Origin of the sequence: Pseudomonas sp. 91RF, assembly GCF_003576265.1 — a bacterium.
Taxonomy (GTDB): domain Bacteria; phylum Pseudomonadota; class Gammaproteobacteria; order Pseudomonadales; family Pseudomonadaceae; genus Aquipseudomonas; species Aquipseudomonas kribbensis.
Window position 1 is genome coordinate 33,746 of the sequence record NZ_QWFC01000038.1, and the last position, 14,083, is coordinate 47,828.

Sequence of the window (14,083 nt, forward strand, 5' to 3'; positions counted from 1 at the left end):
AAATTACTCCTTATCTGTCAACCTGCTCTTGTTAAGCGATTCAACCCATGGGTCCAACTTATGGAATAGCTTCGGATACCGCCCTTTCAAATCCTTCCTCACCTCGGCATAGGTGCTGCGCCAGAAGTTGGCCAGATCCTGCGTCACCTGCACCGGACGCCGTGCGGGCGACAGCAAATGCAGTTTGACCACCTGCCGGCCGCCGGCGATGCGCGGTGTGTCGGCGAGGCCGAACAGCTCCTGCAAACGCACCGCGAGAATCGGTGGCTGCTCGCTGTAGTCCAGGCGAATCGACGAGCCCGAGGGCACGCTCAGGTGATGCGGTGCCTGTTCATCAAGCTGTTGCGGCAGCGGCCACGGCAGCAGATTACGCACGATGCTCGACAGGTCGAGGTTGGCGAAATGACTGAGGCGCGAGACCTTACCCAGGTACGGCATCAGCCAGTCTTCGAGGGTTTTCAGCAGCGTGGCGTCGCTGACATCCGGCCATTGGCTGTCGCCCTTGGCGTCCAGATCGAGCTGGCGCAACAAGGCGACTCGCGCCTGCCACTGGCGCAGCTCTGGTGTCCACGGCAGCAGTTCCAGACCTTTGCGTCGCACCAGATTGACCAGTGCCTGGCTGCGGGCGTTTTCGTCGAGACCGGTCAACGGTTCGCGGCTGAGGATCAGTTCGCCGACCTTGCGCTGACGCTCGGCACGCAGCACGCCTTCGCGCTCGTCCCAGTCCAGTTGATCGACGGTGTGCACCTGCTCGGCCAGCACCGAATCGAACAGCGCCGGATCGAAATCCGCCGCCAGATAAATCCGCTCTTCGCGCTGACCTTGGCGGCTGCCGAGGTCGGCGATGACGATCCATGGTTCCTTCATCAGGCTGTCGGCTTCGGCGAACAACGCCGCTCGGCCATTGGCCAGACGATATTCGGCACCACCGGCACGCCGCTGCTGGGCGACGCGATCCGGGTAGGCCAGCGCCAGCAGAGCGCCGAGCCAGCGTGGATGATCCGGATCGGCAACCGGCTCGCTCGCCTTGCCGCGCAGGTAGCCGCGATATTGCCGCGCCAGTTGCCGGGCGCGCTGCACGCCGCCCTGAGCGCCCCGAGCCGCGCGTTCTTCGCCGGACAGCAGCACCAGGCGACTGTGCAGATCCGCCCCCGCGCCGCGCAAGATATCCCGTTCGCCGAGCAACGCGGCGACGTCGCACGCCATGTTCGCCAGACCCAGTGCCTGACCGCGCAAAAGCAAATGAGCGATGCGCGGATGCGCCGGCAGTTCGGCCATGGCCTGACCGTGGCGATTGAGGGTTTCGCCGTCCAGCGCACCGAGGCGCTGCAACAGATCCTGAGCCTGTGCATAAGCGGCAGCCGGCGGTACGTCGAGCCAGATCAGATCACTCGGCGCCACGCCCCAGCGTCCGAGTTGCAGAGCGAGTCCGGCGAGATCCGCCGAGAGGATTTCCGCGCTGCCATAGGCCGCCAGTTGTTCGTGCTGATCCTGCGACCACAGGCGATAACACACGCCCGGTTCCAGACGCCCGGCCCGGCCTGCACGCTGGGTGGCACTGGCTTTGGAGATGCGTTGAGTGTCGAGGCGAGTCATGCCGCTTCCCGGATCGAAACGCGGCACCCGCGCCAACCCGGCGTCGATCACCACGCGCACGCCGTTGATGGTCAGGCTGGTCTCGGCGATGTTGGTGGCCAGCACCACTTTGCGCTGGCCCGCCGGGGCCGGATCGATGGCGGCGCGCTGGGCATTCAGGTCGAGTTCGCCGTGCAACGGGCAGAGCAACACGTCGCTGCGCTCACCGATGGCGTCCGGCAGTTGCTGATGCACACGGCGGATTTCCGCTTGCCCCGGCAGGAACACCAAGAGGCTGCCGGTTTCATCGTGCAGCGCTTCGAGCACCGTTTGCGTGACGCGCTGATCGATATATTCGCCGGGCTGGAACGGTCGGCCCCAGCGCATCGTCACCGGGAACATCCGGCCCTCGCTGCGCAGGATCGGCGCATCGTCGAGCAACCCGGCCAGGCGTTCGCCTTCGAGGGTGGCGGACATCAGCAGAATCTTCAGCGGTTGTTCAGCTCGAAACAGTTCGCGACCGTTCAGACTGAGGGCCAGCGCCAGATCGGCGTCGAGACTGCGTTCGTGAAATTCGTCGAAAATCAGCAGGCCCACGCCTTCCAGCGCCGGATCGTCCTGCAAACGCCGGGTAAGGATGCCTTCGGTGACCACTTCGATGCGTGTGTTGGGGCCGACCTTACTGTCGAGGCGAATACGATAACCGACGGTTTCACCGACCTTCTCGCCCAGCTCGCTGGCCAGCCGTTCCGCCGCTGCGCGCGCGGCCAGCCGACGGGGTTCGAGCATGAGAATGGTCTGCCCGTTCAGCCATGCTTCATTGAGCAAGGCCAAGGGCACGCGGGTGGTCTTACCGGCGCCAGGCGGTGCTTCGAGCACGGCTTCGTGGCGTGTCGCGAGGGCTTCACGCAGGGCGGGTAAAACGTCATCGATCGGCAAAGAAATCATGCTGGCTCCCCAGGGCGTGCCCACAGTAAATTGCGAGTCGCGTTAAAGCTGTGAGCGTGCCAGGCAAGGCGCGGGACGCAGGTAAGGGTCGTTTCCTTACCAAGTCCCGCAACGCAGCATGGCGCGCTCACAGCTTTAGCCCGGAGGGCCGAACCCCGGAAGGATTCGGTAGCCATCACGCGGTATGGATCTGGAGAAAACAACTTCAATCCTCAACGTATTTCGATAGGGGTGAGACGGGGCCGCAATTTACTGTGGGCATGCCCTGCCGGGCCGAGTATAACGGCGAACTGCTGAGCGTTCGTCAGGGTCTTAACTTCACACGATGACGCTTCGTTAACAGATGACTCAGGAGATTCCCATGCGCTTACCTTTTCGCCTGATCGGCGGTGTACTGGTTGCCACCCTGCTCACCCAGATCACTGCGTGCGGTTCGATTTTCTATCCCGACCGGCGCGGCCAGATCGACGGCAAGATCGACCCGGCGATTGCCGTGCTCGATGCCGTGGGCCTGTTGTTCTATATCCTTCCCGGCGTGATCGCGTTTGCCGTGGACTTCACCACCGGCGCGATCTATTTCGAACCGGGCCGCACGGCGCAGGTCGATCCGGCCAAGCTCAAGCAAGCCGTCGGCCCGGACGGTCAGGTCGATAACCTCAAGTTGCAGGCTATTCTCGAAACAGAACTGGGCCGCAACCTGCCGCTGGACGACCCGCGCCTGATCCAGCACAAGGGCAGCACCCAGCAACTGGCGATGTTCGGCCTGCAACCTGCCGCATAAGGAATCAATGCCCCCATGACCTCCAGCCCCGAACACGCCCGCCTGCTGCGGCTGGCGACCCGCGCCTCGGTGGCGGTGGCCTGTACGCTGATCATCGCCAAAGCCATCGCCTGGTGGCTGAGCGGTTCGGTGAGCATGCTCGCCGGCCTCACCGACTCGGCCCTCGATGGCGTCACCTCGTTGCTCAATCTGCTGGCGGTGCACTACGCGCTGCGCCCGGCGGATGACGATCACCGTTATGGCCACGGCAAGGCCGAATCCCTGGCGGGCATGGCGCAGGCGCTGTTCATTGGCGGCAGTGCGGTGCTGATTGCGTTTCAGGCTTATGAGCGCATCCAGCAACCGGAACCGCTCGGCGCGCCCTGGATCAGCATCGGCGTGATCGTGTTTTCCCTGCTGCTGACGGCGGCTCTGCTGATGCTGCAGCATCGGGTGATCAAGCAGACCGGCTCCAACGCCGTGCGCGCGGACTCGCTGCATTACCGTTCGGACATGTTGCTCAACGGCAGCATCCTGATCGCCCTGATCCTGGCGGGTCTGGGCTTTCATCAACTGGATGCGTGGTTCGGCCTGGGGATTGCCGTGTACATCCTCTGGAGCGCCATCCAGATCGCCCGGGAGAGTTTTTCCGTGTTGATGGATGAAGAGCTGCCGGTGGATGTCAGTCAGCACATGCTTGAACTGGCCTGCGGTGTGCCGGGTGTGCTCGGCGCACATGATCTGCGCACGCGGATCTCGGGCAATCACTGGTTCGTCCAGTTGCACCTGGAATTGCCGGGGGAGCTGACGCTGTCAGTCGCTCACGGCATCAGCGATCAGGCCGCCGATGCGATCCACGCTGCCTACCCGCGGGCCGAAGTGCTGGTGCACGCCGACCCGCAGGAAGTGGTGAAAGCCGCCCGGGCTCAGTAGTTGACCTGATAACCGCGGCTGCTCAGGCAATTGCCCTGGGCCTGACGGTAGGCCTGCACCACTTCGGGTGCGGGCTGGTAGGTCGCGGTACGCGGATCGAAACCGCTTTGCTGCACCGCATACTGATAGCACTGGTAGCCGTCCTGCTGGACCTGCTCCGGCGACTGGCCGTTGGCCGGATAGGCTTCCACGTCATAACCGTTGTTGGTCGGTTGCGGCGGTTGCTGCACCGGCGGCTCGACCACTACGTAATCCTGGGTCGCTTCCTGATAGGCGTAGTACGAGCCTGCCGCCAGGAACAACAGCGAACCGCCGATCCACACTTCGCGGGCGTAATCCGGCAGATACTGGATACGGATGCCCCGTGGCGGCTGAACCACGACATATCGCGGACCTTGCGGGCGATACCAGTAGCCGCCGGAGAAGAAATAATCCTGGCCACGATAGGGGACGCGGAAGTCACGATCCGGGAAGCGGTCGATCACGTGGCCCGGCCGGTATTGCGGGCCGGGGCCCCAGCCATTGCCATGCCCGTCGGGGCGACCCGGCCAGCGACGGTCATCGGGTCGGTTGCCGGTCTGCCAGTTCTGGTGGTAGCCATTCTGCGGTCGCTCGTCGCGGTAGTAGCCCTGGCGCGGTTCCTGGGTCTGGCGCACGGTGTCGGGGCGCGGCTGGATCGGCAGGCTGTTGGCCGGCAGTTGTGGTGGCGGTGGCGGCTGGCGGACCGGGTTGGGGTTGTAGGCCGGACGGTTCTGGTCGTGGTTCTGCCACTGCCCATTGTTGTGCTGCTGGCCGTTGTGCTCGAACTGGCGGCTGTTGTCGCCGCGAATGATCTCGTTGTTCTGCGGCCGCGGCTGATTCTGCTGCGGCTGGTTTTGTGGACGTGGCTGGTTGTTGCCTTCACGGCCTTCGTTGTGGCCCTGATGCTCACGCTCGCGACCGCCACCCTCGGGGCCGCGATTCTGCGGCTCATCGGCCAGCACCTGGGCGCAGACACTCACACACAGCAAACCTACACTGGCCAGACGCCAGATACGCGACTTCATGAAATTCCTCACTGCGGGCCGGACCCTGTAATTAAGAGGGTTTGTAGCTAAGACCGGGAATGGGCACACCGGGTTCTGCAACAGGTTATCAGTCACGCCATTTATTTATTGAGCGAGGGAGGTCAAATCGCGGGCAAGAAAAAAGGGAGACCCGTCGGCCTCCCTTCTAGAGAACTTCGTCCTGGCTCGACGCTTTTGACGTCGGCTCACCTCACGCCGTCTTCTGGACAGTGTGCAGCTCGGGGGCCGGCACGTCCCCGGTGGGGGCGGCGGCCGCGGCGGGCCTGATTGGGCGGGCCGCAGTGGACTGTGTTACCGAGCAGTGATTCTGGTGATAAGAATAGGCCTGAGGCCGCGACAGATGATTGCGAAGATTGCTCAATTAAACACCACTTGCGCAATTTTTAACCCTGGATAGATAATCCGCCGCAATAGTTAGAACCAAGGACCGATTGATGAGCAAACTCGACCGTTACGACCTGAGCATTTTGGCGGAATTGCAGCGCGACGCCCGCATCTCCAACCAGGAACTGGCCGAGCGCATCGGTCTGTCGCCCTCCCCGTGCTCGCGCCGGGTCAAGCAACTGGAGGACGACGGCTACATCTCGCGCCAGGTGGCCCTGCTGGACCGCAAGATGCTCGGCCTGAGCCTGACCGCCTACGTGCTGATCGGCATGGACCGGCACACGCCTGAGCGTTTCGAGAACTTCGAAGCGGCAATCCGCACCTTGCCGCAGGTGCTTGAATGCAGCCTGGTGACCGGGGTCGATGCCGACTATCAACTGAAGGTCGTGGTGCCGGACATGGATCACTACCAGAAACTGCTGCTGGGGCATCTGACGCGCATCGAAGGCGTGACCAGCGTGCGCTCGAGTTTTGTGCTGAATCAGGTGCTCAACAGCACCGAACTGCCGCTGACTCATCTGCGTAGCTGAAATCGACGAATGACTGCGGCACACCGACGCAGGTCAATGCTGCGTCGTTCGCCGCTGGCGTATACTCCCGCCCGCCCTTTCAGCCGCACAGCGCCGGAGATGCCCGATGGATCCAGCAGTATTTGAAGAGTGGATGATGACCGGCCTGGTCAGCATCCTGATCATTTTCATGGGTTTCATCGTCTGGGATCTGGCGAAGAAGTCCAAGGCCGGGCGCTTCGGCTCGTTCATTCTGTTCTTCGTGCTGGGCCTGGGCGTGGCCGCGTTCATCATCAAGAGTGTGGTGATCGGCCTGATCGAATCCGGCGCCTTATAAGCGCGCCGGCACTTCTTTCCACTGGCCCTGATCGAGCCCTTCGATCGTCCAGTCACCAATCCTGACCCGCACCAGCCGCAACGTCGGCAACCCTACCGCCGCCGTCATTCGCCGCACCTGACGGTTGCGCCCTTCGCGAATCACCAGCTCCAGCCAGGTTGTCGGAATGGTTGCGCGAAAGCGTACCGGCGGATTGCGTGGCCACAGTTCAGGCTCCTCCAGTTGCCGCGCTTCGGCGGGCAAGGTCATGCCGTCATTCAGTTCGACACCGTCACGCAGGCGCTGCAACTGCTCGGCCGTCGGCACGCCTTCGACCTGCACCCAATAGGTTTTCGCCAGTTTGTGCTTGGGGTCGGCGATACGCGCCTGCAACTGACCGTCGTTGGTCAGCAGCAGCAAACCTTCGCTGTCACGATCCAACCGCCCGGCCGGGTAGATGCCCGGAACGTCGATGTAATCCTTGAGCGTCGCCCGCCCCTCGCCGTCGCTGAATTGCGTCAGCACATCGAAGGGTTTGTTGAACAGGATCAGCTTCGGCTCGGCCGGCGGTGCCTTGGCGACACGGCGCGGGGCTGAAGAGGACGGCTTCGCGCCGGGGCGGCGGGAAGATGGACGTTGGGGACGGGACATGGCGAAAAGAACATCTAACGGTCGGGGCTGACAATGCTAGTGCCCCGACCGCCAAATGACCACGACAAACCGTTAGCGGAACGGCGGCTCGTCGAAGCTGCGCAGTTTGCGCGAGTGCAGCGAGTTGAGTTCGGTGCGCAGCAGGTCCACCGCTTCGATACCGATCTTCAAGTGCTGGCTGACCGCGCGCTCGTAGAACGCGTTGGCCGAACCCGGCAGCTTGATTTCACTGTGCAGGGGTTTGTCCGAGACGCACAGCAACGTGCCGTACGGCACCCGCAGGCGATAACCCTGAGCGGCGATGGTGCCGCTTTCCATGTCCACTGCCACGGCGCGGGACAGGTTGATCAGCGGTCGCTCCTGGGCCCAGCGCAATTCCCAATTGCGGTCGTCGTAGGTCAGCACGGTGCCAGTGCGCAGGCGCTTCTTCAGCTCTTCGCCCTTCTCGCCGGTGATGTTGGCCGCCGCTTGCTGCAGCGCCAGTTGCACCTCGGCCAGAGCCGGGATCGGAATGTTCGGCGGCACCACCCGGTCGAGAATCCCGTCGCGACGCATGTAAGCGTGAGCCAGCACGTAGTCGCCGATGGTCTGCGACTGACGCAGGCCGCCGCAGTGACCGATCATCAGCCAGCAATGCGGACGCAGTACGGCCAGGTGGTCAGTGATGTTCTTGGCGTTGGACGGGCCGACGCCGATGTTCACCAGGGTCACGCCGTGGCCATCGCTGGCGATCAGGTGATAGGCCGGCATCTGGTAGCGGTGCCAGACGACGCCGGCGGCAATCGCCGAGGCTTCGCCGTGATCCATGCCCTTTTCGATGATCACGTTGCCCGGCAACACCATGCGCACGAAACGCGGGTCGCGGCGCAATTGCTCCAGACCGTGGACGATGAACTGGTCGACGTAACGGTGGTAGTTGGTCAGCAAAATCCACGGCTGCACATGACGCCAGTCGCTGCCGGTGTAGTGCACCAGACGACGCAGCGAGAAGTCGACGCGGGCCGCATCGAACAGCGCCAGCGGCAGCGGATCGGTGTTTTCCCAGTCATAGAGGCCGTCGGCGATGCCATCGGTGGCGGCGGACAGGTCGGTGCTCGGAAACACTCGCGCCAGTACGGCGGCCGTGACGCCGGAGCCGGCCAGTTCATCGCCCTGCTCGACCACGTACGGGTATGGAATGTTCTGCTCGCTGACGCCGACTTCCACGGTTACGGTGAAGTCATGCATCAGCGGCGTGAGCTGCTCCAGCAGGTATTTGCGAAACGCCGCCGGGTGGGTGACGGTCACGCTGTAGGTGCCCGGCAACTGCACCTTGGCGTAGGCGCGGGTGGTCTGCGGGACTTCGCCCTGGCAGTGGTAGGTCAGACGCAGTTCGGGATAACGGAACAGGGCACGTTGCTCGGCGTCGGGCTCGACGCGATCCTTGAGATAACGCTTGAGCGCCGAATTCAGCGCCGTGGTGGCCCGCTCATGCAGCTCGGCCAGACGATCCACGGCTTGTTCGGCGGTTTGAACGACAATAAACGCTTCGGTCACGATCAGCTTCCTGTGTTCTGACTTGCAGAGCTTCATCTTGCCTGCATCGTGGCGTCACGGAAACAGTGGCGTTGTGGCTATTCATCAATCTGACAGGTATAGGCGATCCCTGTGGGAGCGGGCTTGCCCGCGAAGGCGTCAGCACAGCCAGCATTGATGTTGAATGTACCGGCTCCTTCGCGAGCAAGCCCGCTCCCACAGGGTGTTTCAGAAACCTTGCGGTGTCGAGCGGGCGACGATGGCTTCGACATCCAGCCCGCGCGGCAACGCGCCGTAGACCCGCCCGCCTCCGTTCAGGCGACTGGCGATAAACGCATCACTGACCGCCGCATTCCCGGCCTCCAGCAACAGCTTCGCTTGCAACCCCAGAGCGATGTCTTCGGTCAGTTGCCGTGCCCGGTACTGAATGTCGCCCGTGTCCTTGAACGACGCCTGCAACTGCTGGATATGCGCGGCCAACCGTTTGTCGCCATGGCCGTCGCCCAGTTCGTTGAACAGCACATCCAGCACGCCCGGCTCTTTCGACAACGCTCGCAGCACGTCGAGGCATTGCACGTTGCCGGAGCCCTCCCACGTCGAGTTCACCGGCGCTTCGCGGTACAGCCGCGGCAGGATGCTCTCTTCGACATATCCCGCGCCGCCCATGCATTCGGCGGCTTCGTTGATCATTGCCGGCGCACGCTTGCAGATCCAGTATTTGCCCACCGCCGTCACCAGCCGGGCGAACTGCGCTTCATGGCGATCATTCAGATGATCCAGCGCCTTGCCCATGCGCAGGCTCAGGGCCAGCGCGGCTTCGCTTTCCAGCGCCAGATCGGCCAGCACGTTCTGCATCAGCGGTTGTTCGCTGAGCAGTTTGCCGCCGACCTTGCGGTGGGCGCAGTGATGGCTGGCCTGGGTCAGCGCCTGTCGCATCAGCGAGCTGGAGCCGACCATGCAGTCGAAGCGGGTCATGGCCACCATCTCGATGATGGTCGGCACGCCGCGCCCTTCTTCGCCGACCATCCACGCCAGCGCACCACGGAACTCCACTTCGCTGGAGGCGTTGGACTGGTTGCCGAGTTTGTTTTTCAGACGCTGGATGTAGAACTGATTGCGCGTGTCGTCCGGGCGATGGCGCGGCAGCAGGAAACAGGTCAGGCCCTTGTCGGTCTGCGCCAGCGTGAGGAACGCATCGCACATCGGCGCCGAACAGAACCACTTGTGGCCGACCAGCTCATAAGCCTGGCCCGGGCCACTGGCGCCGACCGGATAAGCCTTGGTGGTGTTGGCCCGCACGTCGGTGCCGCCCTGCTTCTCGGTCATCGCCATGCCAATGGTCACGCCCGCCTTGTGGGCCATGCCGACATTGCGCGGGTCGTATTCGGTGGCGAGGATTTTCGGCAGCCACTGTTCGGCCAGATCCGGCTGCAAGCGCATCGCGGGGACACTGGCGAAGGTCATGGTCAACGGGCAACCGCTGCCGGCCTCGGCCTGGCTGTGCAGATAGGACATCGACGCGCGGGCAACATGGGCGCCGTCCTGTGGATGAGCCCAGGGCAACGACGTCAGGCCATGTTCGATGGCCGTGCGCATCAGCTCGTGATACGCCGGGTGAAACTCCACCAGATCGATGCGATGACCGTAGCGGTCATGGCTGGCGAACACCGGTTTGTTCTGGTTGGCGAGGAACCCGGCCTCCATCAGCGGCCCGCCGGCCAATGCGCCGTAGGCATCGATCCGCGATTCGGCCCAGCCGGCGCCGAACCGCCGCGACCACTCCTGCAGCGGCAGGTCGATGCGGTACAGGTTGGTGCCGTCCAGCGACGGTGGCTGGTTGGTCACTTCGTGGGTTTCGGCGAACTGGTGCAGGTTCATGACGGGGCTCCTTGATCGGCCAGAGCTTCAGTTAAGCACCGCCCCCGGACCGATCAAAGTGTCATATCGGCCTAAATACCGGCGCTTTCACCCTGTCAGCAACTCAATACCCGCCGCTGCATGGCGACCTGCAAGTCTTCGAATTTCACCGGTTTGCTCAGGTAATCGATCGAGCCGGCGGAGGCGCAATGCTCTCGATCCGCCCCCAGCGCGATCACGAACACCGGCAGGTTGGCGCAACCCGGCAGGTCGTGGATCTGGCAACACAGCGACGCACCATCGAGCGGCGGCAACTGGCAATCAATCAGCACCGCATCGAACGCTTCGCGCTGCAGGCATTCGAGGGCTGCGGCACCGTGGTCGGCGGTGCGCACGCGGAAACCGAGCTTGAGCAACATCCCGCGCATCACCAATTGATTGACGCTGTTGTCGTCCACCAGCAACACCGTGCAGTCCTGGGGTGCGCGAATGGCATCGCGAACAAGCGTCGGCGCGGCTTCGACGGCGGGCAACTCGAACTCGACGTCCAGCTGGAAACGGCTGCCGCGTCCCGGCTCGGAACGGTGCGTGAGTTTGCCGCCGAGCAATTCCACCAGTTGTCGGCAGATCGCCAGACCGACGCCCAGGCCGCCGTACTCACGGGTCATCGAGCCGTCGAGCTGAAAGAAGCGCTGATACAGCGTGGCCTCGCCCAGATCGGTAAACCCGATGCCGGTGTCGATCACCGCAAAGGATAACGCCAGGCGATTGTCCGTCGACGGTTTGCCGGTGACCCGCAGGGCGAGACCGCCGACGCGGGTGAACTTGATCGCGTTGTCCAGCAGGCATTCCAGGCATTGCGCGAGTTTGACGCTGTCGCCATGCAGTCGGTCCGGCAGGGTCGGCAGCACGTCGACCTTGAAGTCCAGCGACTTGCTCGACGCATTGCCGTCGAACTGCACGCGCAGCGCCTCGACCACCGCCCGCAAGCTGAAACTTCCCGGCGTTGCCTTGAGCTTGCCGGCCTGCAACTCGGTCAGGGTCAGGATGCCGTTGACCATGCGCATCATGTCCCGGGCCGAACCGGCGGCGGTCTGCTGGTATTGCTCCAGTTCCGGGTCCAGTTCGACGGTCTGCATCAGCTCGAGCGAGCCGATCACGCCGTTCATCGGCGTGCGCAGTTCGTGGGTCAGGGTCGCGAGGAATTCGTCCTTGAGCTTGTTGCTGTGGGCCAGTTGCTGGTTCAGCACTTCAAGTTTCTGGCCAGCGTCGAACAATGTCTGCGCCTGTTGCTCACGCATCGCGTTGATCCGGTCGGCCAGCGCCAGCGACAGCAGCGCCACCTCGATGGCCGAGCCGATCTGACTGGCGTACATGGTCAGGAACACGTTCGGCAGCAAACCCAGAACCATCATCGTGTTGACGATCCCGCCGAGCAGAAACGCCGACCAGGCGATGATGAAATAGCGGGCTACGCGCAGACCGCGCCACCAGGCGAGGATCCCGGCGGCGAAAATCACCACGGTAAAGGTCAGCGCCAGGGTCGTCGCCAGACGCAGGGCCAGGGCGTAACTGGTCATCAGCGACAGCCCCATCACCAGCGCGCCGAAGGCGATCAGGGCAATCAACAGACGGTCAAGCCAGCGGCTGTGGTTTTTGGTCTGCAGGAAGCTGCGGGCGAACTGGCTGCCGAACAACCCCGCGCAACCGATGAAGAACGGCGTCGAGGCGTTGGTCCACCATGGATTGTCCGGCCAGAAATACTCGACCGCCGCGCCATTCACTGACAGCTGGTACAGGCCGAACGACGCGATATAGAAGATGTAGTAGAGATAGCTGGTGTCGCGCACGCTGAGGTAAATGAACAGGTTGTAGACCAGCATCCCCAACAGCACGCCATAAATCAGGCCCAGCACATACAGGCGCACCGGCTGGTCTTCGAGGTACGCGGTGCTCGACCACAACGTCACCGGCGCCTGGATAGACCCTTCGCTGGACAGCCGCAAATAGACGGTCTGCTGCTGGTCAGGCTTGAACGTGAGGTTGAACAGGTAGTTGTTCTGCCGGATCTCGCGACTGGCGAACGGCAACGCGTCCCCGGTCTGGCGCACCAGGCGATAGTCGCCGGCGGCATCGGGCAGATACAGATCGAGGTGATCGAGCGGCGGATAGGCCAGCTCCAGCAGCCAGGTACGCTGCGCCGCCGGATTGCTCGGGCGGTAATGCAGGTCGATCTTCAGCCAGAACGCCGAGCGCGAGTAACCGGCATTGAGCGTGGCTTTATCGTGTTTTTTGAATTGTCCGGCAGCGGCCTGCGCGCGGACGTGGGCAATGCTCGCCTGACCGCTCGGGTCTTCGAACACTTGCAGGGATCGACCCAGGGGGAGGCTCTGGGTGAACTCGTCGAACTCGACGGCGTTTGCCAGGAGGGGCAAACAGAACAGCAACATCAACAAATAGCGCATTGAAGCCCCAGCGTGGCTTGTCCGGTTGTGTCAGGAAGCCCCCCATTCCCTTTGAGATGACGTAAAACCGGTATTACCTGTTATTGGTTTGGATCCACTCTAGCATAGCCGTTGATGGCCATTGAGCACCATGGAAATTTTTCTGACAAAGGCTCTAGAACGGGCATTTCAGAGCAAAACGCCGAGCTAGAGCTGTTGGCTTGGTCAGATTGTTACAACCCTTGCGGATCCGGTTATCGAGGTTATCGGCCGAACGCTGTGCCACAACACCCGAAAAACAGGTTTGGTGGTAAGCTCGCGCACCATGAATATCTACAGCTCCCGCCCCGTTGTCCTCTGTCTCTCCGGCCACGACCCCAGTGGTGGCGCCGGCTTGCAGGCAGATATCGAAGCCCTGCTCGCTCAGGGTTGCCATGCGGCTCCGGCCGTCACCGCCCTGACCGTGCAAGACACCGTCAACGTCACTGACTTTCGCGTCCTCGACCGTGAGTGGGTACTGGCCCAGGCCAATGCCGTGCTCAACGACTCCGAAGTCGCGGCAGTGAAACTGGGCATGCTCGGTTCCCTGGAAATGGTCGACACCATTGTCGAACTGCTCCAGGCGCACCCGCACTTGCCAGTGGTCTGCGACCCGGTGCTGCGCGCCGGTGGTGGCGGACGCCTGGGCAAGGACGAAGTCGGCTACGCCATGCGCGAACGCCTGCTGCCGCTGTCGATCATTGCCACTCCCAACCTTCCCGAAGCCCGGATCCTCGCCGAACTGCCAGATGGCACCGCGGACGAGTGCGCTGAAAAACTGTTGCCGTTCATCAAAAACCTGCTGATCACCGGCGGCCACGGCGACGAAACCGAAATCCACAATCGCCTGTACAGCCGTGACGGCCTGCGCGAAACCTTCAAGTGCCAGCGCCTGCCCGGCAGCTACCACGGTTCCGGCTGCACCCTGGCCAGCACCCTCGCCGGTCGACTGGCACAGGGCGAAAACCTGGCCAGCGCCGTGCGTACCGCGCTGGATTACACCTGGCGCACCCTGCGCGATGCCGAACAGCTGGGCAAAGGCCAGTTCGTGCCGCGTCGCCTGCCGCTGGATTTCTGCTCGTAAC

At 63.0% G+C, this 14,083-nt stretch carries 11 protein-coding genes; 5 read left to right on the plus strand and 6 right to left on the minus strand.

The features are described 5' to 3' along the window. Window positions 1–3: 3 nt before the first annotated feature. On the minus strand, window positions 4–2,523 hold the full coding sequence (gene hrpB / locus DXT77_RS19940) for an ATP-dependent helicase HrpB (RefSeq protein WP_119428879.1): 2,520 nt from the start codon (window positions 2,521–2,523) through the stop codon (window positions 4–6). A 361-nt stretch (window positions 2,524–2,884) separates the two neighbouring features. Here hrpB and DXT77_RS19945 point away from each other — a divergent pair, with 361 nt between their 5' ends. Beyond that, a complete protein-coding gene (locus DXT77_RS19945) occupies window positions 2,885–3,304 on the plus strand; it encodes a polyribonucleotide nucleotidyltransferase (RefSeq protein WP_114885714.1) in 420 nt (139 codons plus the stop codon). Window positions 3,305–3,319: 15 nt separating this feature from the next. Continuing rightward, complete coding sequence (locus tag DXT77_RS19950; RefSeq protein WP_085712262.1) at window positions 3,320–4,216, plus strand: cation diffusion facilitator family transporter; 897 nt, start codon at window positions 3,320–3,322, stop codon at window positions 4,214–4,216. Here the strand turns inward: DXT77_RS19950 and DXT77_RS19955 are convergent. Continuing rightward, window positions 4,210–5,262 carry a DUF6515 family protein gene (locus DXT77_RS19955; protein WP_119428880.1) on the minus strand — a complete coding sequence of 351 codons (1,053 nt, stop codon included), beginning with the start codon at window positions 5,260–5,262 and terminating at the stop codon, window positions 4,210–4,212. The two genes, DXT77_RS19950 and DXT77_RS19955, sit on opposite strands and share 7 nt — an antisense overlap. A gap of 455 nt (window positions 5,263–5,717) precedes the next feature. Here DXT77_RS19955 and DXT77_RS19960 point away from each other — a divergent pair, with 455 nt between their 5' ends. Together DXT77_RS19960 and DXT77_RS19965 are read left to right on the plus strand one after the other, a co-directional pair. Next, on the plus strand, window positions 5,718–6,197 hold the full coding sequence (locus DXT77_RS19960) for an Lrp/AsnC family transcriptional regulator (protein WP_007909658.1): 480 nt from the start codon (window positions 5,718–5,720) through the stop codon (window positions 6,195–6,197). A gap of 106 nt (window positions 6,198–6,303) precedes the next feature. Then, entirely contained in the window at window positions 6,304–6,513 is a 210-nt protein-coding gene (locus DXT77_RS19965) for a DUF2788 domain-containing protein (RefSeq protein WP_003228500.1), read from the plus strand. Here the strand turns inward: DXT77_RS19965 and DXT77_RS19970 are convergent. From DXT77_RS19970 to DXT77_RS19990, 4 genes are all read right to left on the minus strand, one after another. Beyond that, window positions 6,508–7,143, minus strand: a complete 636-nt coding sequence (locus DXT77_RS19970) for a pseudouridine synthase (RefSeq protein ID WP_119428881.1) — start codon at window positions 7,141–7,143, stop codon at window positions 6,508–6,510. The two genes, DXT77_RS19965 and DXT77_RS19970, sit on opposite strands and share 6 nt — an antisense overlap. A gap of 72 nt (window positions 7,144–7,215) precedes the next feature. Further along, complete coding sequence (amn, locus tag DXT77_RS19975; protein WP_162130486.1) at window positions 7,216–8,715, minus strand: AMP nucleosidase; 1,500 nt, start codon at window positions 8,713–8,715, stop codon at window positions 7,216–7,218. A gap of 171 nt (window positions 8,716–8,886) precedes the next feature. Continuing rightward, on the minus strand, window positions 8,887–10,536 hold the full coding sequence (locus DXT77_RS19985; RefSeq protein WP_119428882.1) for an acyl-CoA dehydrogenase family protein: 1,650 nt from the start codon (window positions 10,534–10,536) through the stop codon (window positions 8,887–8,889). A gap of 95 nt (window positions 10,537–10,631) precedes the next feature. Then, window positions 10,632–12,980, minus strand: a complete 2,349-nt coding sequence (locus DXT77_RS19990; protein WP_119428883.1) for a hybrid sensor histidine kinase/response regulator — start codon at window positions 12,978–12,980, stop codon at window positions 10,632–10,634. A 304-nt stretch (window positions 12,981–13,284) separates the two neighbouring features. Between DXT77_RS19990 and DXT77_RS19995 the strand changes: the two genes are divergently transcribed. Continuing rightward, a complete protein-coding gene (locus tag DXT77_RS19995) occupies window positions 13,285–14,082 on the plus strand; it encodes a hydroxymethylpyrimidine/phosphomethylpyrimidine kinase (RefSeq protein ID WP_119428884.1) in 798 nt (265 codons plus the stop codon). Window position 14,083: the final 1 nt, after the last annotated feature.